21 protein-coding genes are annotated in these 23,054 nt (G+C 71.6%); 13 read left to right on the top strand and 8 right to left on the bottom strand.

The genetic code is table 11. The features are described from left to right. Nucleotides 1-70 precede the first annotated feature (70 nt). Entirely contained in the window at nucleotides 71-391 is a 321-nt protein-coding gene (locus OG917_RS10605) for a hypothetical protein (RefSeq protein WP_328317321.1), read from the top strand. An 86-nt stretch (nucleotides 392-477) separates the two neighbouring features. Continuing rightward, complete coding sequence (locus OG917_RS10600; RefSeq protein ID WP_328317320.1) at nucleotides 478-873, top strand: TOBE domain-containing protein; 396 nt, start codon at nucleotides 478-480, stop codon at nucleotides 871-873. Nucleotides 874-973: 100 nt separating this feature from the next. Here the strand turns inward: OG917_RS10600 and OG917_RS10595 are convergent, their stop codons facing one another. Next, on the bottom strand, nucleotides 974-2,524 hold the full coding sequence (locus OG917_RS10595) for a PucR family transcriptional regulator (protein ID WP_328317319.1): 1,551 nt from the start codon (nucleotides 2,522-2,524) through the stop codon (nucleotides 974-976). A 355-nt stretch (nucleotides 2,525-2,879) separates the two neighbouring features. Here OG917_RS10595 and OG917_RS10590 point away from each other — a divergent pair, with 355 nt between their 5' ends. The 3 genes from OG917_RS10590 to OG917_RS10580 all read left to right on the top strand — a co-directional run bounded on the left by OG917_RS10590 (nucleotide 2,880) and on the right by OG917_RS10580 (nucleotide 7,326). After that, the gene (locus OG917_RS10590; protein ID WP_328317318.1) at nucleotides 2,880-3,701 is read left to right on the top strand and encodes an FAD binding domain-containing protein; all 822 of its coding nucleotides are present in this window, start codon (nucleotides 2,880-2,882) and stop codon (nucleotides 3,699-3,701) included. After that, nucleotides 3,701-6,658 (top strand): molybdopterin-dependent oxidoreductase, encoded by a 2,958-nt coding sequence (locus tag OG917_RS10585; RefSeq protein ID WP_328317317.1) that lies wholly within the window; start codon nucleotides 3,701-3,703, stop codon nucleotides 6,656-6,658. The genes OG917_RS10590 and OG917_RS10585 overlap by 1 nt, the downstream gene beginning before the upstream one ends. Before the next feature lie 173 nt (nucleotides 6,659-6,831). Beyond that, nucleotides 6,832-7,326: a molybdopterin-dependent oxidoreductase gene (locus OG917_RS10580; RefSeq protein ID WP_328317316.1), complete on the top strand. Its 495-nt coding sequence runs from the start codon at nucleotides 6,832-6,834 to the stop codon at nucleotides 7,324-7,326. A gap of 84 nt (nucleotides 7,327-7,410) precedes the next feature. On the opposite strand, the gene OG917_RS10575 is transcribed toward OG917_RS10580, so the two are convergent. Further along, nucleotides 7,411-7,830, bottom strand: a complete 420-nt coding sequence (locus tag OG917_RS10575) for a TOBE domain-containing protein (protein WP_328317315.1) — start codon at nucleotides 7,828-7,830, stop codon at nucleotides 7,411-7,413. Nucleotides 7,831-8,009: 179 nt separating this feature from the next. Here OG917_RS10575 and OG917_RS10570 point away from each other — a divergent pair, with 179 nt between their 5' ends. The 4 genes from OG917_RS10570 (at nucleotide 8,010) to OG917_RS10555 (ending at nucleotide 12,878) form a co-directional block, all read left to right on the top strand. Continuing rightward, nucleotides 8,010-8,405 (top strand): TOBE domain-containing protein, encoded by a 396-nt coding sequence (locus tag OG917_RS10570; protein WP_328317314.1) that lies wholly within the window; start codon nucleotides 8,010-8,012, stop codon nucleotides 8,403-8,405. Between the two features lie 169 nt (nucleotides 8,406-8,574). Continuing rightward, complete coding sequence (modA, locus tag OG917_RS10565; RefSeq protein WP_328317313.1) at nucleotides 8,575-9,378, top strand: molybdate ABC transporter substrate-binding protein; 804 nt, start codon at nucleotides 8,575-8,577, stop codon at nucleotides 9,376-9,378. 151 nt (nucleotides 9,379-9,529) lie between these two features. Further along, nucleotides 9,530-11,518 carry an ABC transporter permease gene (locus tag OG917_RS10560; RefSeq protein ID WP_328317312.1) on the top strand — a complete coding sequence of 663 codons (1,989 nt, stop codon included), beginning with the start codon at nucleotides 9,530-9,532 and terminating at the stop codon, nucleotides 11,516-11,518. A 40-nt stretch (nucleotides 11,519-11,558) separates the two neighbouring features. Next, a complete protein-coding gene (locus OG917_RS10555) occupies nucleotides 11,559-12,878 on the top strand; it encodes an MFS transporter (protein WP_443058935.1) in 1,320 nt (439 codons plus the stop codon). A 116-nt stretch (nucleotides 12,879-12,994) separates the two neighbouring features. Here the strand turns inward: OG917_RS10555 and OG917_RS10550 are convergent, their stop codons facing one another. The 4 genes from OG917_RS10550 to OG917_RS10535 form a co-directional block, all read right to left on the bottom strand. Then, nucleotides 12,995-14,401 (bottom strand): sensor histidine kinase, encoded by a 1,407-nt coding sequence (locus OG917_RS10550; RefSeq protein ID WP_328317310.1) that lies wholly within the window; start codon nucleotides 14,399-14,401, stop codon nucleotides 12,995-12,997. 44 nt (nucleotides 14,402-14,445) lie between these two features. Continuing rightward, the gene (locus tag OG917_RS10545; protein WP_328317309.1) at nucleotides 14,446-15,483 is read right to left on the bottom strand and encodes a rod shape-determining protein; all 1,038 of its coding nucleotides are present in this window, start codon (nucleotides 15,481-15,483) and stop codon (nucleotides 14,446-14,448) included. Nucleotides 15,484-15,621: 138 nt separating this feature from the next. Beyond that, complete coding sequence (locus OG917_RS10540) at nucleotides 15,622-16,200, bottom strand: hypothetical protein (protein ID WP_328317308.1); 579 nt, start codon at nucleotides 16,198-16,200, stop codon at nucleotides 15,622-15,624. Between the two features lie 81 nt (nucleotides 16,201-16,281). Continuing rightward, the gene (locus OG917_RS10535) at nucleotides 16,282-16,731 is read right to left on the bottom strand and encodes a MarR family winged helix-turn-helix transcriptional regulator (RefSeq protein WP_328317307.1); all 450 of its coding nucleotides are present in this window, start codon (nucleotides 16,729-16,731) and stop codon (nucleotides 16,282-16,284) included. 108 nt (nucleotides 16,732-16,839) lie between these two features. Here OG917_RS10535 and OG917_RS10530 point away from each other — a divergent pair, with 108 nt between their 5' ends. The 4 genes from OG917_RS10530 to OG917_RS10515 all read left to right on the top strand — a co-directional run bounded on the left by OG917_RS10530 (nucleotide 16,840) and on the right by OG917_RS10515 (nucleotide 20,201). Then, nucleotides 16,840-17,859, top strand: coding sequence for an NADP-dependent oxidoreductase (locus OG917_RS10530; protein WP_328317306.1), 1,020 nt, complete (start codon nucleotides 16,840-16,842; stop codon nucleotides 17,857-17,859). Between the two features lie 64 nt (nucleotides 17,860-17,923). Beyond that, entirely contained in the window at nucleotides 17,924-18,352 is a 429-nt protein-coding gene (locus OG917_RS10525) for an organic hydroperoxide resistance protein (RefSeq protein ID WP_328317305.1), read from the top strand. Between the two features lie 236 nt (nucleotides 18,353-18,588). Further along, on the top strand, nucleotides 18,589-19,359 hold the full coding sequence (locus tag OG917_RS10520; protein ID WP_328317304.1) for an IclR family transcriptional regulator: 771 nt from the start codon (nucleotides 18,589-18,591) through the stop codon (nucleotides 19,357-19,359). Beyond that, nucleotides 19,356-20,201 (top strand): SMP-30/gluconolactonase/LRE family protein, encoded by an 846-nt coding sequence (locus OG917_RS10515; protein ID WP_328317303.1) that lies wholly within the window; start codon nucleotides 19,356-19,358, stop codon nucleotides 20,199-20,201. Before OG917_RS10520 ends, OG917_RS10515 begins: the two co-directional genes overlap by 4 nt. 34 nt (nucleotides 20,202-20,235) lie before the next feature. Here OG917_RS10515 and mmsB read toward each other — a convergent pair whose 3' ends face one another. Together mmsB and mmsA are read right to left on the bottom strand one after the other, a co-directional pair. Beyond that, a complete protein-coding gene (mmsB, locus tag OG917_RS10510; protein ID WP_328317302.1) occupies nucleotides 20,236-21,471 on the bottom strand; it encodes a multiple monosaccharide ABC transporter permease in 1,236 nt (411 codons plus the stop codon). Nucleotides 21,472-21,476: 5 nt separating this feature from the next. Then, on the bottom strand, nucleotides 21,477-22,997 hold the full coding sequence (mmsA, locus tag OG917_RS10505) for a multiple monosaccharide ABC transporter ATP-binding protein (RefSeq protein WP_328321796.1): 1,521 nt from the start codon (nucleotides 22,995-22,997) through the stop codon (nucleotides 21,477-21,479). Nucleotides 22,998-23,054 lie beyond the last annotated feature (57 nt).

Raw genomic sequence — 23,054 nt, 5'->3', positions numbered from 1 at the left:
CGTGGCCATCGTGGTGCTCCGCGACGACCACCAGGCGGTGAACCCCGCCGTCTGAACCCGCGGATCGATCGTGGCCGTGAGCTCGGTCCTGCTGTACGCCTTCGCCGCCCGTGCCGCCCGTGCCGCCCGTGCCGCCCGTGCCGCCCGTGCCGCCCGTGCCGCCCGTGCCGCCCGCGCCGCCCGTGCCGCGCGGGGCGCCCGGGGGGCCTGGCGGCGTCTGACGGTGATCTCCGCCGTCATGGTCGCGGTCATCGCCGTCATCGTCGCGCTGCCGGGGGGGGGCTTCCCCGCGTGGATGAAGATCGAACAGGGTGTCTGCGGGCTGCTGCTCGTCGCGGTCGTGGGCTACGCCGCCACACTGCGCCAGGCGTTCGCCGCGGGCCGCGACTGACGCACCGGGCGCACCCTCCGGTGGCCCGCAACGGCGTACCGCGATCCGCTCGTTACGTTCCGGACGTGAGGCTCTAGGGTGCTGGGATGCCGTCGTACAGCATTGGCCAGGCAGCGGGACTGCTCGGTGTGAGTCCTGAGACCGTCCGCCGCTGGGCCGACGGGGGGCAGATCGCCATGGACCGGGACGGCGCGGGCAACCGCGTCATCGACGGGGTGAGCCTCGCGGCCTTCGCCAAGGGGCGGGCCGCGGGACTGCATCCGGTGCCGGGGGAGGTCCACACCTCCGTACGGAACTCCTTCGCCGGGATCGTCACCCGGGTCACCGTCGACGACGTGGTCGCCCAGGTGGAGATCCAGTCCGGGCCGCACCGGCTGGTCTCCCTCGTGAGCCGGGAGGCCGTCGACGAGCTGGGGATCGTGGTCGGGGTGACCGCGACGGCGCGTGTGAAGTCGACGAATGTGCATATCGACAGGCAGTAGCGGGCCGGGGCGCCGGCGGTCGGCGGACCTTCCCCCTGACCCGGGTCCCTCCGGCGACGCCGCCCCGGCCCGCGCGGGCCCGGGGCGCCTCAGGTCTCCCTCAGCGGCACTTCAGCGCGGCGTGCAGGTCGAGCTTGTCGTCCAGGCTGGAGAGTCCGCGGCCGGTGAGGACCTCCACGCGCTGGATGCGGTAGTGCACCGTGTTGACGTGCAGATGCAGGGCCTCGGCCGTGCGGGTCCAGGAGCAGTTGTGGGCGAGGAAGGCCTCCAGCGTCTCCAGGAGCACGCGGTGCGAACTGGTGGAGCCGTCGGAGAGGGGGCCGAGGGTGTTGGCGCTGAAAGCCGCCCGTACGTCGGTCGGTATGCCCGCCAGCAGCGCGTCCAGTGAGGTCAGGTCGTCGACCGCGGTGACGCGGTCGGCGTCGGCCGCCGTGGTGGAGGCCGCGGCCAGAGCGTAACGCGCCTGCCCGAGAGCCGAGTTGAGGCCACTGGGTGCCGGTGTGCTGTCGCTGATGCCGGCGTGCAGCGGTGTCTCCGGCGAGCAGGCGTGCAGCAGTGACCACGCCTGGTCGACCGCAGGACGCCCGGAATCCTCGTCCCTGCCGGTGTGCAGGACGGCCACCGCCGCCCCGCCGGGCCGCAGCCCCACCGCGAACGGCCCCGCCGGAGAGTGGCTCAGCGCCTCGGTCAGGGCCGCCGCCGCGCCCGCCCCCTCGTTCTGCTGGGCGCCGGCGGCGCCCAGCGCGGCGACGATCACGCGGTAGTGGCCGTGCGCCGGAATCCCGCAGGCGGCCAGCGCGGAGTCCAGGGCCGTCGCGTCGCTCACCGGGGAGTCGACGAGGGCCAGCAGTTCGTCGCCGGCCCGCCGCTCCGCCGCCCGGCGGCGGTCGAGGGCATGGCGGTACTGGGCCATGATGTCGGCGATCTCGTGGAGCACGCGCGGCGGCGCCTCCGCCGGGTCGGGCAGATAGAGGTACCAGGTGTCGTAGGGGCCGGAGTCCGCCTCGATACGCAGGGCGACCCGGGTCGTGTCCCGGACGGTGTCCCTGAGAACGGCCGCGGCCTGCTGTACGGGCAGCTCGGCGGCTGACGGCGTACGGGCGAGGGTGCGGCCCGCGGCCGTCAGGAGGTAGCAGGGCAGCCGGCCGAGATGGGCGAAGGCGCGGTCCAGCAGCTCGTCGGGTCCGGCCCCGTCGGCGAGCAGCCGGGCCAGCTCCACCCGGACGTTCGCGGGCAGCGCGTAGTGGTGCGCCGGGCGCCGGCTCAGGTCGCCCCACTGGCGCAGATAGACCGCCTCGGTGATGGCGCGGAAGCTGGTCTGCGCCGGGACGGCGAGCAGCGGGACGCCGTGCTCACGGCAGGAGTCGACGAGGACGGCGGGGACGCTGCCGTGCGTCTCCTCGCCCGCGAGGAGCGCCGTCGCCCCGGCCGAGCGGAGCGCCGATACGAAGTGGTCCGTCTTCGCCTGGCTGTCGTCGGGGCTCCACCAGACCAGTCCGCTCAGCACGATCTCGCCCTGCTGGAGGAAGCGCGCGGGGTCCTCCAGATCCGTGGCGGTGACACCGCTGATCTCCCGGGTGAGGAGCGGGTGTTCCCCCCAGAGCAGGGCCAGATCGAGCGATTCGAGCTGGAGAAGTTGTTCGACGTGCATGCTCTGGCTCCTTGTGCGGCGCCCGACCTGAGATCCGGCATCTCACATTCACGAGGCGAGTGCGAGTGAAGCCATCGTAAATGCCAGGAAGCCATGCCGGAATGCCTCTTGGTTGATCGTCCAATCATCGGGCCCGGGGCACGGCTGATTTCCGTGGCTGAAACCAGTCGTGCCGGGCCGTGCCGCGTTGCTTCACTGACGGAGGACATTCCGGCGGCGCACGGCGCACGGAGCCCCGCCGGCCCGGGAAGCGGGAGCCGGCAAGCGGCACCCGGGCAGCCGCCACGCAGAAGCAGGAACCCCGGTCAGCGGTAACCCGGCGCTCGGCGAACCCGGAGAAGGACGAGGGGGAGACATGGATCTCAACACGGTGGCCGAGGTGCGCGATGCGCGCACCCGGCCGGCCTGGCGGCCCGGCGACTACTGGCTGGGCGGCGGCACCTACCTCTTCTCCGAGCCGCAGCCCCGGCTGCGGCGGCTGATCGATCTCAGCAGGATGGGCTGGGAGCCGCTGCAGGAGCTGCCCGACGGCAGCCTGGAGATCGCGGCCACCTGCACCGTCGCGCAGCTCTCCCGCTTCGGGAAGGCCTGGCCGGCCCCTGCCGCGCCGCTGGTCGAGCAGTGCTGCCGGGCGTTCCTCGCCTCCTTCAAGATCTGGAACATGGCGACCATCGGCGGGAACCTCTGCAACGGGCTCCCCGCAGGACCGATGATCTCGCTCACCGCCGCGCTGGACGGCGTCTGTCTGCTCCGCGCCCAGGACGGTTCCCTGCGCCGCCTGCCCGTCACGGAGTTCATCATCGGTGCCGGGGTGAAGAACCTGGGCCAGGGGGAGCTGCTGCGCTCGGTCACCCTGCCCGCCCGCGCGCTCGCCTCCCGCACGGCGTTCAGGCAGGCGTCCCTCTACGGGCTGGGCCGGTCCGGTGCGCTGGTCACCGGCGCGCTCGACCCGGTGGACGGTTCGCTGGCGATCACGGTCACGGCCGCGACCGTACGGCCCTTCCGGTTCTGGTTCCCGCTGCCGCCGTCTCCCCGCGAACTGCGGACGGCGATCCTGGCGACGGTCCGGGACGCCGACTGGTTCGACGACATCCACGGACTCCCCGAGTGGCGCCGCCACATGGCGCTGCGGCTCGCCGAGGAGATCCGTTCCGAACTCACCGAGGGCGGTGTGTGATGACCTTCGAGATCACAGTGAACGAGCAGCGGTTCGAAGCGGACCCCCGTCCCGGGCAGTGTCTGCGGACCTATCTGCGGGACCGCGGCTGGTTCGGAGTCAAGAAGGGGTGCGACGCGGGGGACTGCGGGGCATGCACGGTGCACGTGGACGGGGAGCCCGTGCACAGCTGCCTCTACCCCGCCGTGCGGGCCGGGGGCCGGTCGGTCACCACGGTGGAGGGGCTGGCGAAGGACGGCGAACTCCACCCCGTACAGCAGAAGTTCCTCGACGCCCAGGGCTTCCAGTGCGGTTTCTGCACCGCCGGATTCCTGATGACCACCGCGGCGCTGGACGAGGACCAGCTGACCGACCTGCCCAGGGCGCTCAAGGGGAATCTCTGCCGCTGCACGGGCTACCGCGCGATCGAGGACTCCATCCGCGGGGTCAAGCACGCGGAGGCGCCCTGCGCGGGCAAGGCCGTGGGCCGCAGCCTCCCTGCCCCGGCGGGACCGCAGGTGGTCACAGGTACCGCGCGCTACACCTTCGACATCGATGTGCCGGGGCTGCTGCACATGAAGCTGCTGCGCTCCCCGCACGCGCACGCCCGGATCGTCTCCATCGACACCTCGGCCGCGCTGCGGGTGCCCGGCGTGCACCTCGTCCTGACCCACTACGACGCTCCGGAGCGGCTGTACTCCACGGCACGCCACGAGCACCCCGAGGAGGACCCGGACGACACCCGGCTGCTCGACGACACCGTCCGCTATGTCGGCCAGCGCGTCGCCGCTGTCGTGGCCGACAGCGAGGGGGCCGCCGAGGAGGGGTGCCGCAGGATCGAGGTCGCCTACGAGGTGCTGCCGGCCGTGCTCGATCCCGAGGAGGCGATGCTCCCGGGGGCCCCGGTCGTACACGCCAAGGACGCGAAGCGGGCCCGGATCTCCCGCCCGCAGAACAACGTCGTCGGAGAGACGCACGGCGAGATCGGCGACGTCGAGGCCGGCTTCGCCGAGGCGGACGTGGTGTACGAGCAGGACTTCCAGACCCAGCGGGTGCAGCACGCCAGCCTGGAGACGCACGGTGCGGTCGCCTGGTTCGAGGACATGGAGGAGGGGGTGGGCGTCCGGGGCTCCGCCGTGGGCGTCGACAGGGTGGCCCCCACCGGGGGCGCGGACGGAGCGGGCCGTCCCGGCGGAGCTGAGGGGGCCGGCAGCGCCGGGGGAGGCGAGGGCGCCGACCGTACGGACAACGGGGCGGAGGACGCCGGACGCAGCGAGGGGATCCCCACCCCGCCCGCCGGACAGCGGCTGATCGTACGGTCGAGCACCCAGACGCCGTTCCTGACCCGGCGCGCGCTGTGCGTCCTGTTCGAACTGCCCCTGGAGAAGGTGCGGGTGGTCGCGGGGCGGGTCGGCGGCGGATTCGGCGGCAAGCAGGAAATGATCGTCGAGGACATCGTCGCGCTCGCCGCCATGCGGACGCGCCGCCCGGTCAAGCTGGAGTACACACGGGCCGAGCAGTTCTACGGGGCCACCACCCGGCACCCGTTCCGTATCCGTATCAAGGCCGGAGCGCGGCGCGACGGCACCCTCACCGCCCTCCAGCTGCGGGTGCTGTCCAACACCGGGGCGTACGGGAACCACGGCCCCGCGGTGATGTTCCACGCGTGCGGCGAGTCCCTGTCGGTGTACCGCTGCCCCAACAAGAAGGCGGACGGCTTCTCGGTCTACACCCACACCGTCCCCGCGGGCGCCTTCCGCGGGTACGGGCTCGGGCAGGTCGTCTTCGGGATGGAGTCCGTACTCGACGAGCTGGCCAGGCAGCTCGGCATGGACCCGCTGGTGCTGAAGGCCAGGAACATCATCAAGGCGGGCGAGCCCATGATCACCGCCGACGGTGAGGAGGAGGACCTGCACATCGCGAGCTACGGGCTCGACCAGTGCCTCGGCATCGTCCGCACGGCACAGAAGGAGGAGCGGGAGCGGGCGGAGGACGCGCAGGCAGCGCCCGGCGCCTCCGTGCCCGAAGGGTGGCTCATCGGCGAAGGCTCGGCCCTCTCGATGATCGCCACCGGACCGCCCGGCGGGCATGTCGCCGACGCGCGCGTCACGCTGCTCGCCGACGGCACCTTCGACCTCGCCGTGGGGACGGCCGAGTTCGGCAACGGCACCACCACCGTGCACCGGCAGATCGCGGCCGGCGAGCTCGGCACCACCGTCGGCCGGATCACCATCCGGCAGTCGGACACGGACGTGGTGCGCCATGACACCGGCGCCTTCGGTTCGACCGGCACCGTGGTGGCGGGCAAGGCGACGCTTCGCGCGTCGGAGGCGCTCGCGTCCTCGCTGCTGCGCTTCGCCGCCACCCAGCTCGGGGCCGCTGCGGCCGACTGCCGGCTCGTCGAGGAGGCCGTCGAGTGCGGCGAACGCCGGATCCTGCTGAAGGAGCTCCACGCCGCCGCACAGTCCGCCGGGCGGGAGCTCGCCGAGGACGGGCACTTCGGCGGCACGCCCCGCTCGGTCGCCTTCAACGCCCAGTGGTTCCGGATCGCCGTCGACCCGGGCAGCGGCGAGATCCGCATCCTCCGCAGCGTGCACGCCGCGGACGCGGGCAAGGTGATGAACCCGATGCAGTGCCGGGGCCAGGTCGAGGGGGGAGTGGCCCAGGCACTGGGCGCCACGCTCTTCGAGAACGTACGGATCGGTGACCGGGGCCAGGTCACCACGCCCGCCTTCCGTATGTACCGGCTGCCCGCCTACGCGGACGTGCCGCGTACCGAGGTGCACTTCATGGAGACCGAGGACGTGATCGGCCCGCTGGGTGCGAAGTCCATGAGCGAGAGCCCGTTCAACCCGGTCGCCCCGGCGCTGGCGAACGCCCTGCGGGACGCGACCGGCATCCGCTTCACCGAACTCCCGGTCACCCGCGACCGCGTATGGCGCGCCATGGACCGGCGTGCGCGGGGCGTGGATGAGTAGCACCGCGCTGACGGGTATCTCGCTTCTGCCGCCTCCCGAAGGGCCCATCGCTCCTATCAGCGAGCTTGATCGGCTGAATCGGCCAGCATGTGTGGTTCAGGGGCGGACCCGGTGGGCATCATGGGCTCCAGGCAAGGGCGGACGCCGAACGGCCCGCCTGGAGGGGGAACCCGATGAGTGGAATCAGCGCACCGCCTCGCTCTGTCCGTGCTGTCTCCGCGCCGCCCGGGAGCCTGGTCCTCCGGGGGGAGCTGATCCGGCCCTTCGCCCTGTCGGTCGCGGATCTGCGCGGACGCTGGCGGCAGCACCGGGCGGACGTGGTCTTCGAGTGCGCCAAGAACGGCCCGCAGCACCACACCTTCGAGGGGCCGCTGCTGCGCGACGTCGTCGGCGACGCGCGGCCGGCCTTCGATGCGGCACGGCGCAAGGACCGCTCGCGTTTCCTGCTGGCCGTGACCGGCGGGGACGGGCACCGCACGGTGCTGTCCTGGGCGGAGATCGACGCGGACTTCGCGGACTCGCCGATCCTGCTGGCCACGGCGCTGGACGGGCGCGGCCTCGACATGGCGGGCAGTCAGCTGGTGGTCCCTTCCGACCGCTGCGGTGCCCGCTACATCAGCGCGATCACGAGTGTCTGGGTGGGCACCTGCGTCTTCCCCGAGCCGTAGCACCGCCTGTGGCCGCCGCGGCCGGGGTCCCGTCCGCGGAGGGGGCCCCGGCAGTCGCAGCCGTGTCCGGGGCGGTGCCCGGCGTCAGGCCGTGGCGAGCGAGACCTCGGTGGACTTGATGAGCGCGACGACCGACGAGCCCGGCGCCAGGCCGAGTTCGGTCGCCGACTCCCTGGTGATGGCTGCCGTCAGCTCCGCCCCCTCCACGGCGACCTTCACGCTCGCCATGGCCCCGCCCGTCGTGACGTCGGTGACCGTGCCCGGGAGCCGGTTGCGGATGCTCAGCCCGGTGACCGGGCCGGTCGCCAGCGAGATCTCGGTGGACTTGATCATGGCCCGTACGGCTGAGCCCTCCTCGATGCCCAGCTCCCGCACGGACTCCAGGGTGATCGCGGCCGTGACGTCCTGGCCGCCTTGGAGGCGGACCTTGACGGTCGCCATGACTGCCCCGTCGGTGACGCCGGTGACGGTGCCGGGGAGCTGGTTGCGGATGCTCAGGGACATGGCGGGACCTCGCACACGGAGAGGGGTGTCGGATTTGCGATGTTACGTCCCTGTCTCCCCGCTCGCGTTTCCTGCTGCGGGGCGATCCTTGGGGTCTTCCTCCAAGAGGTGCTGCATCTGCCATATAGGTTCGCCCGATGAATTGCAAATGCGAGCCAACTGCGCATATCTTTTCGCATATGCAGTCCTACACGATCGGCCAGGCGGCTCGGCTGCTCGGCGTCAGTCCCGACACCGCTCGTCGCTGGGCGGACGCAGGCAGGGTCGCGACCCACCGCGACGAAGCCGGCCGCCGGCTCATAGACGGCCGCGACCTGGCCGCCTTCTCGATCGAGATCGGACAGGGTGCCGCGGGTGAGGACGATGCCTCCTACACCTCGGCGCGCAACGCCTTCCCGGGCATCGTCACCGCCGTGAAACTCGGCGATGTCGCGGCCCAGGTGGAAATCCAGGCCGGGCCGCACCGGCTGGTCTCCCTCCTCACCAGGGAGGCCGTCGAGGAGCTCGGCCTGGAGGTCGGCATGCAGGCCACCGCCCGCGTCAAGTCGACCAGTGTGCACATCGACCGCACCTGAGCCCCGTGCCGGCCCGGGTGCCCGCTCGCGCACACATCTCCCCAACCAGCGGCGTCGCCCTTCCCCGGAGCCTCGGAACTCCGAGCCGGGAGGCCCCCCTTCGGCGTGGCTCATCCCCATCCGCTCGGGCGGCAACTCCGCCGCCCGTCCTCCAAGGAGTCCCACCCTCATGTCTCGCACCTTCACCCGCCGCCGTACCGCTGCCGCGATCGTGACCGCCGCCCTGCTGCTGCCCCTGGCCGCCTGTGGCGGCAAGGACGACAGCAAGAAGGACAACGGCGCCAAGTCCTCCGCCTCCGCGACGCCGAAGGCCGACCTGACCGTCCTCGCGGCCTCCTCGCTGACCGACGTGTTCGGCACGGCGAAGAAGGTGTACGAGAAGGAGCACCCCGGCACGAAGATCACCTTCTCCTTCGCCGGCTCGCAGGAGCTGGCCACCCAGGTCAAGCAGGGTGCCCCGGCCGACGCGCTGGTCACGGCGGACACCAAGACCATGGACGGCCTGAAGTCCGACGTCGGTACGCCGGAGATCATCGCCAAGAACCGTCTCGTCATCGCCACCGGCAAGGGCAACCCGGACAAGATCCACGACCTGAAGCAGCTCTCCGACCCCAAGCTGAAGGTCGTACTCGCCGCCCCCGAGGTGCCGGTGGGCCGTTACAGCAAGCAGGTGCTGGACGCTCAGAAGATCAAGGTGAAGCCGGTCTCTCAGGAGGTCAACGTCCGCGCCGTCCTCTCCAAGGTCGAGCTGGGCGAGGCCGACGCGGGCATCGTCTACAAGACGGACGCGGCCACCGCCCCCGGCAAGGTCGACGCGGTCACCATCCCGGACGCGCAGAACGCCGTCGCCTCCTACCCGGCGGCGACCATCAAGGACTCGAAGCACTCGGCCGCTGCCGCCGCGTTCGTCTCCTGGCTCGCCACCCCCGAGGCGCAGAAGATCCTCCAGGGTGCGGGCTTCCAGAAGCCGTAATACGCACACCCGCCCATAACCGGGCCGTACGGGGCTGTCCTTGCCGCACGCGTGGTGGGCAGCCCCGTACGGGTTCGCCTTGTACGGACCCGCGGCCAAGGCCCCGGCATCCCGGTGGCCGGCATCCGGCAAACCGATCACAGGAACCCCGATGAGAAGCATCCGCACCCGTGCCCGCACACCGCGCACTGGCACCCCCGTCGCGCTCGCGGTGCCCGCGCTGATCGCGATCGCGTTCCTGCTGATGCCCCTGATCGGCATCCTGGCGCGTACCTCATGGGGGGAACTGGGTACGCATCTGACCAGCCCGGAAGTGACCCAGGCGCTGCGGCTCTCCCTGCTGGTCTCCTTCTGGGCCCTCGGTCTCTCGCTGCTTCTCGGCGTGCCGCTGGCCTGGCTGCTGGCGCGGGTCGACTTCCCCGGCAAGACGCTCGTACGCTCCCTCGTCCTGCTGCCGATGGTGCTGCCGCCCACCGTCGGAGGGGTGGCACTGCTCCTCGGATTCGGCCGCCGGGGCCTGCTCGGCCCCTGGCTGGAGAACACCTTCGGCATCGTTCTGCCCTTCCACACATCGGGGGCTGTGGTCGCGGCGACCTTTGTGGCGATGCCGTTCCTGATCATCAGCCTGGAGGGCACGCTCGCCGGGCTGCGGCCCCGCTACGAGGAGACCGCGGCCTCACTCGGTGCCTCGCCCGTCCGGGTGTTCTGCACGGTCACCCTGCCCATGGTGGCTCCGGGCCTCGCCGCGGGCGCGGCCCTGACCTGGGCGCGGGCGCTCGGTGAATTCGGCGCGACCATCACCTTCGCCGGGAATCTGCCCGGCACTACGCAGACCCTGCCGCTCCAGGTGTATCTGCTGCTCCAGGACTCGCCCGAGGCCGCCACCTCCGTCTCGCTGCTGCTTCTCGTGATCGCGATGGCGGTCCTGCTCGCTCTGCGCGGGCGCTGGACCGGCGCGACGGCCGAGCGCGGCCGGACGTCCGCCCGCCCGGTGGACGACACCGACCAGCCGCCCCCCGGCTTCGGGCCCGCCGGCGCGGAAGGCGGCGTGCCGGGCGCGCACGGTGCGGCCGGCGGAGCGCCCAAGTCCCTTGCCCCGCAGGAGCGCTGGCCGCTGCACGCCGTTGTCACCGGCTTCAACGAACAGACCATCGACGCGGAGCCGGGCACCACCATCGCGGTCGTCGGCCCCAACGGCGCGGGCAAGACGACCCTGTTGCGTGCCCTCCTCGGCCTGACCCCGCGCGCCCACGCCGAACTGCGCCTGGGAGACGTCGACGTCAGCCCGTTGCCGCCGCACCGCAGGGGGGTGGCGTGGGTCCCGCAGGACGGGGCGCTCTTCCCGCATCTGAGCGCCCTCACCAACACCGCCTACGGGCTGCGGTCGCACCGGGTGCCGCGCGCCGAAGCGCGCCGGGAGGCCGCCCAGTGGCTGGAGCGGCTCGGGGTCGGCCACCTCGCAGCCCGCAAGCCCTCCCAGCTCTCCGGTGGCCAGGCCCAGCGCGTCGCCCTGGCCAGGGCGCTCGCAGCCCGCCCCCGGCTGCTGCTCCTGGACGAACCGCTCGCCGCACTCGACCAGACGACCAGGGCCCATGTGCGGCACACCCTGCGTACGCATCTCAGTGGCTTCGGCGGTGTCTGCCTGATCGTCACGCACGATCCGGTGGAGGCGGTCTCGCTGGCCGACCGGGTCCTCGTCCTGGACGAGGGCCGTACGCTCCAGGACGCCCCGCCCGCCGACGTCACCCTCCACCCGCGCTCGCCGTGGGTGGCCCGGATGCTGGGCCGCAACGCCTGGCCGGGCACCGCGTCCGCGGGCGGGCTCGACCTCACCGGGGGCGGACGGCTCGTCGTCGCCGAGGAACTCGACGAGGGCGCGAGGGCGCTGGCGATCATCACCCCCGAGGCCGTCTCCGTCCACCGGGACAGGCCGTCGGGCAGCCCGCGCAACGTCTGGCCCGGGACCGTACGCGAGATCACGTCGGCCGGCAGCCGGCTCCGCATCCTCATCACCTCGGCGGAGGCACCCGACCTGGTGGCCGAGATCACTCCGCAGGCCGCGCTCGAACTCGGCCTGGCCGACGGCGTACCGGTGTGGACCAGCGTCAAGGCCACCGAGATCACCCTGGTCGAGGTCTGACGGAGAGCGGGGAGCACGCCCGGCGGCGGCCCGCGAAGCCATGGCACCCGCCCCCGCGCGGGCCACGGCGCCGAGCCGGTTAGCATCCCCTGTGACCCCGATACGCCCGCCCAGGGAGACGCCGATACGTCGGCGCATATTCGCCGACCTCACCCCGCTGCGCACATCCCCCGACTTCCGGCGGCTCTGGTTCGGCAACACCGTCTCCTGGGTCGGGCAGGGCATGACGGCCCTCGCGATCTCGCTCCAGGTCTACGACCTCACCCGCTCCAGCTTCTCCGTCGGCCTCGTCGGCCTCTTCTCGCTGGTGCCGCTGGTCGCGTTCGGCCTCTACGGAGGGGCCGTCGCCGACACACTCGACCGCCGCAAACTCGGGCTCTACAGCGCGCTCGGCTCCGCCGTCCTCTCGGTCGGGCTCTCGTCGGCCGCGTTCGCCGGCTTCCACCATGTCTGGTTCCTGTACGGCATCGTGGCCCTCCAGTCGGTCTGCGCCGCACTCAACGCCCCCGCCAGGTCCGCCATGATTCCCCGGCTGCTGCCCGGCGAACAACTGCCGGCGGCCAACGCCCTGTCCTCGATGACCAGCACCTTCGGGACACTGATCGGGCCGATGCTCGGCGGCCTCATCGTCGGCTTCTGGGGCTACCAGGCCGCGTATCTGATCGACGCCGTGTCCTTCCTGGCCGCGCTGTACGCGATGTGGCGGCTGCCCTCGATGCTTCCCGACCGGGCGGCCGGGGCGAAGAGCCGTGCCTCGGTCCTGGACGGGCTGCGCTTCCTGACCACCCGCCCCAACCTCCGGATGACGTTCTTCTCCGACTTCTGCGCCATGATCCTGGCCCAGCCGCGGGCGCTCTTCCCCGCGGTGGCCGTCCTCTGGTACGGAGGCGACGCCCGGACCACGGGGCTGCTGGTGGCGGCCCCCGCGGTGGGCGCTCTGCTCGGCGGGGTCTTCTCCGGCTGGCTGGGCGGCATCCACCGGCACGGCCTCGCCATCGTGCTCGCTGTCGCCGGGTGGGGACTGGCCATCGCGGTGTTCGGCCTGACCCGGAACCTCTGGCTCGGGTTGTTCTTCCTCGCGCTGGCCGGTGCGGCGGACACCGTGTCCATGGTCTTCCGCAACACGATGATGCAGGTCGCCGCGCCCGACGAGATGCGCGGCAGGCTCCAGGGGGTCTTCATCGTGGTGGTGGCGGGCGGTCCGCGTCTCGGCGACTTCCTCGCGGGCTCCGTGGGGGATCTGACGACCCCGGCCGTCGCCGTGATCGGCGGCGGTCTCGCCTGTGTCCTCGTGGTCACGCTGCTCGGCCTGACCCGGCGCGGTTTCCTCCACTACGACGCCCGGTCACCGGTGCCGTAGCCGTAGCCGTAGCCACAGCCGTGGACACGACCGTGTCCGGGCACCTGCCCCCACCCGTACCGACGTCCGCGTCCGGCCGCTGCCAGGCGCCGCCCACGGGTCCCCGCCCGGTGCGGTTACGACGCCTCCCACACCAGCGCGTTGCCGCCCTCGCCCTCCGGTGTCCCGTCGTGGGTGACGGTCAGACGGACCGGGTCCTCCCGCGCGTCGACGGCCACCGCCACCTGCGAGACGTCCGGCAGCCTGTGGGCGCGGGCCAGCGCCCGGCGCAGGGCGGCGAGAAGCTCCTCGCCGACCTGATCGGTGATCCGGGAGTCGACAGGGCCGATGAAGTGCACCGAGGGGGCGAACCCGAGCAGCGCCCGGGCGCCCTCCGTCTCCAGCAGCACCCGGCCGCGCAGCGTCGACGGTGCGTCGGCGGGCGGCTGCTGGAGGGCGAAGATCGCGGTCCTGACGTCCTGGATGGTCGAGTCGAGCTCGTCGACCGCCCGGCCGATCAGCTCACCGAGCTCGGTCCCGCCCGCCCGCCGCCTGGACGACTCCAGCATCATCTCGGTCGCGAAGAGCCGCTGGACGACGAGGTCGTGCAGATCGCGGGCGATCCGGTCGCGGTCCTCGTACACCGCGAGCTGCTCGCGGTTCTGCCGGGCATCGGCCAGTACGAGCGCGAGCGCGGCCTGCGAGGCGAACTGCAGGGCCAGCGTCCGGTCCGCCGCGTTGTACGGGCGGCCGCTGCGCCGCCGGGGGAGCGCGAGGGTGCCGATCAGGTTGCCGCCGCTCTGCAGCGGCAGCATCATGCTCGGCCCGAAACGGGCCCGCACGTGGGTGGTCATCCGGGGATCGGTCGACGAGTCCTCGATGTACACCGGGTCGCCGTTGAGCAGCTGGACGAGGACGGGGGAGCCGGGGGCGATCGTGGCGCCGATCAGGTCGCCCGGGTCCTCGAAGGTCGAGGCGGCGACGATCTCCATACCGCCACTGGCGGTGGGCAGGAGCACCACCCCGGCGACCGCGTCGGCGAGACCCCGGGCCTGTTCGGCGACGATGGTGAGTGCGTCGGTCGCGCTCTCGCCGGTGAGCAGCGCGTTGGTGACGGCCGCCGCGCCCTTGATCCAGCGCTCCCGGAGCCTGGCCGTCTCGTAGAGCCGGGCGTTGCCGATCGCGATGCCCGCCTGCGCGGCGAGCACCCGCAGCAGCGCCTCGTCGTCCCTGTCGAAGCTCCCCGCGTGCTTCCCTGCCAGGTGGAGGGTGCCGAAGACCTGCTGGTGCACCCGGACGGGGAGCCGCAGGAGACCGGGGGTGTCGTCCGGGAGGCCGATCAGCGCGTCGCCGTCGGCGCCGGTCGAGAAGAGGTCGCTGAGGCGGTCGCGCTCGGGGTCGACGACCCCGAGCGCCCCGCGCTGGGCGCCGGTCAGCCGGGTCGCCGAGTCCACGATGTGCTGGAGGGTGCCGCGCAGTTCGAGATCGGTCCCGACGCTCAGTACCGCTTCGAGCAGCGCCGGCAGCCGGGTGTCACCGGTCATGGCGGTCCCCCGCTCCCGTTCGTCACGGGCCCTCGGGGCGCCGCTCAACTGCCCAGCGGAGCCAGCGTCATGGGCTTGATGTTTCCCTCGATCATCGCGCCGAGTCCGAGGACCGAGCAGACGTCGGGACGCTCGGCGACGTGCACCGGCATCTTCGTCGCGTTGCGCACCATCTCTTCGAGGCCGGGGAGCAGGGCGCTCCCGCCGACCATCATGATCCCGCGGTCGGACAGGTCGGCGACCAGATCCGGCGGGCAGCCGCGCAGCACCCGGCCGATGCCGTCGAGTACCGCGGTCAGCGGGGTGTGGATGGCCTCCCGTACCGCCGCGGTGTCGACCCGGACCGAGCGGGCGAGGCCGGTGGCCACGTCCCGGCCGTGGATCTCGGTGAACTCGGGCCCGCCCGGGGACAGCCCGTCGCCGCTGAGGGCCAGCTGCAGCGGTCGCACGGACTGGTTGGGCAGCAGCAGCTCGTGATGCTGGCGCAGGTGCTGCACGATGGCCCGGTCGATGGCCTCGCCCGCGACCGGGACCCGCTCGGCGGTGACGATGGAGCCGAGCGAGAGGACCGCGATCTGTGTCGTCGCCGCACCACAGACCATGATCATCGTTGCGGTCGGCTGCTCGACGGGGAGCCCGCAGCCGACGGCGGCGGCGACGAGGGTGTCGACCAGCTCGACCCGCCGGGCGCCGAGTCCGACCAGGGTCTCGATCGTGGCGCGCTGCGCCAGCGGGTCGGACTCGTGCGGGGTGCACGCGGCGGCGCGCAGCATCGGGGTCCGCCGCAGCCTGCGCCGCAGCTTGTCACCGAGCAGCTGTCCCAGCATGCGCCGGGCCATGTCGATGTCGACCACGGTGCCGCCCGATACGGGGCGCGCCACCCGGATGTAGCCGGGGGTGCGGCCGGTCATCTGCTCGGCGAGGGTGCCGACGGCGATGAGCGATCCCGTCTGGACGTTCACGGCCGCGACGCTCGGTTCGTCCACGACGAGCCCCATGCCCTTGACGAACACCCGGGTCCGCGAGGCCCCGAGGTCGACGGCTACCTGGCAACGGCTCAACTGCTCAAGACTGACGGTCACGGTGCGATCTCCCGAGAAACGCTGGGGTGGAGCACCGGCGGAGGCCGGTCCTCATCGCATCCTGCGACGGCTGCGGCCGGTGCGCGCGCTGGGCTGAGCCAGCCGGGTGGCACCCTGACGCCCTGCCAGGAAGCGGCCCTACCGCGGCGCGTCCCCGCTTCGTACCTCCTGGAGCAGCCCCCAGGTGAATTCGGCGACGGCGGGCCGGCCGCCGGCCGAGGTGAGGGCGAGCCGCCACCGGGTCGGCGCGGTGCCCTCCATCGGCCGTACGGGCGCGAAGGCGCGGGCCACCTCGTCCACGGTGCACGACCAGGGCCGCAGATCGTCCACCGTCTCCAGGACGGGGGCCGGCGCGCCGGGCGCGCGGACCAGCCATTCGTTCCACACCGCCCCGCCGGGCGCGGTCAGCACCTCGAACCGCAGATCCGGCCAGAGCGGGACCGGCCACTGGAGGGCTTCGCACTCCAGGTCGCCGATCCTCCTGCGGGCGGTGGCGGACGGCTCACCGAGGACCGAGCGGTAGCGCTGTGCTGCGCCGCGCGACCGGGGTGAGCGGACCATGGCCTGCCAGCGCCGGTTCGCCTCGCGCATCTCCGCGAGCGTCACACCCAGCTCGTGCCGGGCGTCCTCGACGAGGCCCTGCTGGTGGTCCGCCATCCGGCGCAGCAGCACCAGCTGGAAGTCGAGCGGCCCGAAGGGGCTCCCTGATCGAGGCATGGACCCATCCTGCCCGCACCGCGCGCCCGCGCGTCCGGCGGGCCGGACGGAGCCCCCGCTCGCCGGGTCACCGGCCTCGCGTCACCGCTCCTGTGCCACTGGCCCCGGGGGCCGCCCCAGCATCCGCTTGAGGAGGTCCCGCAGCACCGTGCGCTCCCCGGCCGACAGCTCGCCCAGCGGCTCGCGCGCGAAGTCCATCGAGGCGCGCAGCTCCCGGGAGGTCCGCCGGCCCGCCTCGGTGGCAGCGGCGAGCTTGACCCGGCGGTCGGCGGGGTCGGGCCGGCGTTCGGCGAGACCGCGGGCTTCGAGCCGGTCGACGATCCCGGTGACGTTGGACGGCTCGCACTTCAGACGGCCGGCGAGACGGCGCATGGGCATCGCCTCGATGGAGAGGAGACCCAGTACGCGTGCCTGGGCCCCGGTGAGCGAGTGCACGGCCGCGGCCTCGTCGTACTCCTCGTAGTACCGGGTGACGACATCGCCGATGAGCTCGACGACTTCCAGGGTCAGCGGGTCTGTACGAGTGGCCATGCCCACCATCGTACCCGCATGCTTGACAATCTAAAATATCCAGGCGCATGGTTGTTTTAGACGGTAGATATTTCACGTCATGAAGCTTTGCTCAGGAGGTTGTACCCGATGTCCGCACTCCCCACGTCCGGCCGCGAATGGCATCTCACCGCCCGTCCGAGCGGCTGGCCCACTCCTGCGGACTTCGCCCTGCGCGAGGTCCCGGTGTCCGAGCCCGCCGAGGGGCGGATCCTGGTCCGCAACCTCTACTTCTCGGTCGACCCGTACATGCGCGGCCGGATGAACGACGTGAAGTCGTACACGCCCCCGTTCCAGCTCGACAAGCCGATGGACGGCGGCGCGGTCGGCGAGGTCGTCGCGTCGAACGCGGAGGGCTTCGCGGTGGGCGATCACGTCCTGCACGGGCTCGGCTGGCGTGAGTACGCCCAGGTGCCCGCCAAGCACGCCACCAAGGTCGACCCGTCGGCCGCCCCGCTCTCCGCCTACCTCGGTGTGCTCGGCATGACGGGCCTCACCGCCTACGCCGGTCTCTTCGACGTCGCCTCCTTCAAGGAGGGCGAGACGGTCTTCGTCTCCGGCGCCGCGGGTGCCGTCGGCAGCCAGGTCGGTCAGATGGCCAGGATCAAGGGCGCCGCTCGCGTCATCGGCTCGGCGGGCTCCGACGAGAAGGTCAAGCACCTTGTCGACGACCTCGGCTTCGACGCGGCGTTCAACTACAAGAACGGCCCGGTGTCGAAGCAGCTGCGCGAGGCAGCCCCCGACGGCATCGACGTGTACTTCGACAATGTCGGCGGTGAGCACCTCGAAGCGGCGCTCACCTCGTTCAACGTGCACGGCCGCGCCACGATCTGCGGAATGATCTCGCAGTACAACAGCACCGAGGCCACCCCGGCCCCGCGCAACCTCGCGCTGGTCATCGGCAAGCGGCTGCGGCTCCAGGGCATGCTCGTCGGAGATCACGCCGCGCTGCAGCCGCAGTTCGTCAAGGACGTCGCCGGCTGGATCGCCTCGGGCGAGCTCAAGTACCAGGAAACGGTCGTCGAGGGCGTCGAGCAGGGCGTCGAGGCGTTTCTCGGTCTGCTCCGCGGTGAGAACACCGGCAAGATGATCGTCGCCGTCAACCAGTAGTCTCGACCCCAGGCCGCCGCGGTCGTGGGCGCGAGACGCGGCGTACACAACAGAAGGAACTCGCATGGCTATCCAGAAGATCGATGTCGCGTACACCGCTGTCGCCACCGCGGAGAACGGCCGTGACGGCCGGGTGTCCTCCAGCGACGGCAACCTCGACGTCGTCGTCAACCCGCCGAAGGAGATGGGCGGAAGCGGCGCGGGCACCAACCCCGAGCAGCTCTTCGCCGCCGGCTACAGCGCCTGCTTCCAGGGTGCGCTCGGTGTCGTCGCCCGCCAGGAGAAGGCCGACATCTCCGGTTCGACCGTGACCGCGGCCGTCTCCATCGGCAAGACCGAGCAGGGCGGTTTCGGCCTGGAGGTCACCATCACCGCCTCCATCCCGAACGTCGACGCCGCCACGGCGCAGGCGCTGATCGAGAAGGCGCACCAGGTGTGCCCCTACTCGAACGCGACCCGCGGCAACATCAAGGTCGACCTGGCTGTCGCCTGATCATGACCGGCTGATCCCGGCTCCGGCCTGGACAGGAGGGCCGCACCCGCCGACGGCGGGTGCGGCCCTTTGTCATTTTTCGCGATGGTTTGCGACTCTTGCTCCGCCGTGCGAGGGCGGCTGCCCATTGCCCGCCGAACTGGGCTGTGCGTACCGTGTGTTCGTGATGCCGGTCATCGGCCGGAGTTTCGAACACGAAGGGCCGAACAGGCCGGACAGAAGGGTGGGTGACCACCATGGGACGACTGGTCCCGGCGGTGACCAGGGCGATGGACATTCTCGAACTCTTCCTGGAAGGGAACGGTTCGCTGTCCGCACCCGACGTGACCCGCAGGCTTCAGCTGCCGCGCACCACCGTGCACGAGCTGCTCACCACTCTCGCCGCCCGCGCCTATCTGGTGCCGGCCCCCGGGCAGCCCGGCCACTACCGGCTCGGCGTGCGGACGTACCAGCTCGGCAGCGCGTACGCGGAGCAGCTCGACCTCGCAGCCGAGGGGCAGCAGGTCGCCCGCGCGGTCGCCGAGACCTGTGACGAGACCGTGCACGTCGCCGTCCTGGAGGACACCGACGTCATCTACATCGCGAAGGTCGACTCGACGCACGCGGTCCGGATGGTGTCGGCCGCGGGACGGCGGCTGCCCGCGCACTGCACCTCCGTCGGGAAGATGCTGCTCGCCTCGCTGCCCGACGCCGAGCTGACCGCGCGGATATCCGGGCGGGAGCTCCCCGCGATGACACCCGCCAGCATCACCGACCCCGGGGTACTCCGGGAGGCGCTCGCCGCGGTCCGGGAGCGCGGAGTGGCGGTCGAACACCGCGAGTCCAACCCGGATGTGAGCTGTGTGGCCGCCCCGGTGCGCGACAGCGCGGGACTGGTGGTCGCCGCGTTCTCCATCTCGGTTCCCATGATCCGCTGGAGCGAGGAGCGCGAGAGCGAGCTGGCGGGGCTGGCGCTGGGGGGCGCGGCCGAGCTCTCCACCCGCCTCGGCCACCGGGGCTCCGCATGAGGCGTGCCGAGGTGGCGGTCCGGGAGCGGGCCGTGCTGGGCGAGGGGCCGACCTGGGACCCGGCGGCCGGGCGGCTGATCTGGGTGGACATCCTCTCCGCCCGGGTCCACACCTTTGACCCGGTGAGCGGCCGGCGCACGGTCATGGCGACCGAACAGCACGTCGGCGCCGCGAAGCCGCGCACCGGTGGCGGCCTGGTGGTCAACCTCAGGGACGGGGTGGGCCTGTACGCGGCCGACGGCGTCTTCTCGTGGCTGGTGCACGATCCGGTGCCGGGGCGACGGGCCAACGACGCTGCGGTGGCCCCGGACGGTGCGCTCTGGGCAGGGACCATGCGGTATGCGGAAGGCGGCCCCGGGGGCGGCACGCTGAGCCGGGTCGCAGCCGACGGTACGGTCACCGGTGTGCGCCCCGTGGGCATCTCCAACGGCACCGGCTGGAGTCCGGACGGGACCCTCATGTACTACGTGGACACCCCGACCCGGCGGATCGACGTCTTCGACTTCGATGGCGGACATCCGCGCAACCGGCGGGAGTTCGCGTCGATCGAGCCCGGGTGCGGGTTCCCGGACGGGCTCACCGTCGACGCGGACGGCTGTGTCTGGGTGGCGCTCTGGGACGGCGCGGCCGTCCGGCGCTACACCCCGGACGGCGCCCTGGACTGTACCGTCGGGCTGCCCGTGCGGCGCCCCACCGCCTGCGCGTTCGGCGGCCGGGAGCTGCGCGACCTCTACATCAGTACGGCCCGCGGCGGACTTGCCGCACCGCACCCGCTCGCCGGCTCGCTGCTGGTCGTCCCCGGCGCGGGCCGGGGCCTGCCGCAGCCGCCCTTCGCGGGCTGAGCGACAGGCCCCGGGAGAGGCCGGGCCGAGGCGTCTACGAACCGACCCGGCGCTTGTTGTAGACGTCGAAGCCGACCGCCGCGAGCAGGACCAGGCCCTTGATGACCTGCTGGTAGTCGCTGCCGATGCCGACCAGGGACATCCCGTTGTTCAGCACGCCGAGCACCAGGCCACCGATGATCGCACCGAAGACCGTACCGACGCCGCCGCTCATCGACGCGCCGCCGATGAACGACGCCGCGATGGCTTCCAGTTCGAAATTCACACCCGCGTTGGGGGTGCCCGCGTTGAGCCGGGCCGCGAAGACGACCCCCGCAAGCGCGGCCAGCAGCCCCATGTTCACGAAGACCAGGAAGGTCACCTTCTTGTCCTTGACACCGGACAGCTTGGCCGCGGGCTGGTTGCCGCCGAGTGCGTACACATGCCGCCCGACGACCGCGTTGCGCATCACGAAGCCGAGGCCGATGAGCAGGGCCGCCAGTACCAGCAGCACCACCGGCACCCCGCGGTAGCTGGCGAGGGTCATGGTGAAGGCCAGCACGGCGGCGACCATCGCCACACACTTGGTGAGGAAGAAGCCGCGCGGGAGGACGTCGAGTTCGTACTCTTTCTCCCGGCGCCGCGAGCGCACCTCCTGCACCAGCACGACCGCAATCAGTACGAGCCCCAGCAGGAGCGTGAGGTTGTGGTAGTTGGTGTCCGGGCCCACCGCGGGCAGATAGCCGGTGGAGATCTTCTGGAACCCCTCGGGGAACGGGCTGAGCGAGCGCGAGCCGAGCAGGATCTGGGTGGCGCCCCGGAAGATCAGCATCCCGGCGAGCGTGACGATGAAGGACGGTATCCCCACATACGCGATCCAGAAGCCCTGCCAGGCCCCGGCGACCGCGCCGATGAGCAGCGCGGCGATCAGCGCGAGCACCCAGGGGACCTTGTGCTGGACCATCATCACGGCGCAGGCCGCGGAGACGAACGCCGCCAGCGAGCCGACGGAGAGGTCGATGTGGCCGGCGATGATGACGATCATCATGCCGATGGCCAGGACCAGGATGTAGCTGTTCTGAAGGACCAGGTTGGTGACGTTGTTCGGCTTGAGCAGCACACCGCCGGTCCAGATCTGGAACAGGACGACGATCAGGCCGAGCGCGATCAGCATTCCGTACTGACGCATGTTGCGGCGCGCGGCGTCCATCAGGAGGGCTCCTGTGGCGGAGCCGGGGGAGGGCGGCGCCGTCGGGGCGCCCTTCGGGGTGTCGGTGGCGACGGGACCCATGGCGGCTACCTCTTGTCCGTGGTCATGTGGCGCATCAGTACTTCCTGGTCCGCGTCCGCCCGCGCGACCTCGCCGGTGAGCCGGCCGGCCGCCATCGTGTAGATGCGGTCGCACATGCCGAGCAGTTCGGGGAGTTCGGACGAGATGAAGACGACGGCCCGGCCCTCGGCGGCGAGCTGGTCGATCACGGTGTAGATCTCGTACTTGGCGCCGACGTCGATCCCGCGCGTCGGCTCGTCGAGGATGAGCACATCCGGCCCGGCGAAGATCCACTTGCTGAGGACGACCTTCTGCTGATTGCCTCCGGACAATCGCCCGACCTGCTCGAAGACGGTCGGCGCCTTGATGTTCATGGACCTGCGGTACGACTCGGCGACCCGGGTCTCCTCGTGCTCGTCGACCACACCGTGCCGCGAGACCTTCGCCAGCGCGCTCATGGTGATGTTGCGGCTGATGGTGTCGATGAGGTTGAGGCCGTACTGCTTGCGGTCCTCGGTGACATAGGCGATGCCGTGCCGGACCGCTTCGGGCACGGTCCTGGTACGGATCTCCTTGCCGTCCTTGAGCACGGTCCCGCTGATGCTGCGCCCGTACGAACGCCCGAAGAGGCTCATCGCCAGCTCGGTGCGGCCCGCGCCCATCAGGCCGGCGATGCCGACGATCTCGCCCCTGCGCACCTGCAGCGAGACGTCGTCGACCACCTTGCGCTGCTGGTCGATGGGGTGGTGGGCGGTCCACCCCCGTACTTCGAGCGCGGGGTGCGCGCCGGGGTCGCCCGGATACGGCGTGCGCTCGGGGAAGCGGTGGTCGAGATCGCGCCCGACCATGCCCCGGATGATCCGGTCCTCGGTCGTCCCCGGGTCCCGCACGTCAAGGGTCTCGATGGTGCGCCCGTCCCGGATGATGGTGACGGAGTCGGCGACCGCCGCGATCTCGTTGAGCTTGTGCGAGATGATGATCGAGGTGAGGCCCTGGTTCTTCAACTCGGCTATGAGCTGGAGGAGTTGAGCGGAGTCCTCGTCATTGAGGGCTGCTGTCGGCTCATCCAGGATGAGGAGCTTCACCTCTTTGGAGAGCGCCTTCGCGATCTCCACCAGCTGCTGTTTGCCGACTCCGATGTCGGCGACCCGGGTCTGCGGATGCTCACGCAGGCCCACCCGCCTGAGCAGCCGGGCCGCGTGCTTCAGCGTCTCGTTCCAGCTGATGACACCCCGGGTGGCGTGCTCGTTTCCCAGGAAGATGTTCTCGGCGATCGAGAGATAGGGGATGAGCGCCAGCTCCTGGTGGATGATGACGATCCCGCGTGCCTCGCTGGCCCGGATGTCCCGGAAAGCGCAGTCCTCGCCCCGGAAGAGGATCCGCCCCTCGTAACTCCCGTGCGGATGTACCCCGCTGAGCACCTTCATCAGGGTCGACTTGCCCGCACCGTTCTCCCCGCAGACCGCGTGCACCTCGCCATCGGCGACGGTCAGGGAGACATCGGACAGGGCGCGGACGCCGGGGAACGTCTTGACGATCGAGCGCATTTCCAGGACGGGCGTGGCGCGCTCCGGATCCGGGGTACCGCTCCGCGGCACCGGTGG

This window comes from Streptomyces sp. NBC_00388 (assembly GCF_036061255.1).
In the GTDB taxonomy this organism is placed as follows: Bacteria; Actinomycetota; Actinomycetes; order Streptomycetales; family Streptomycetaceae; genus Streptomyces.
Note: the sequence above shows the minus strand (reverse complement) of the source record. Positions and strands in the feature narration are given on the sequence as shown.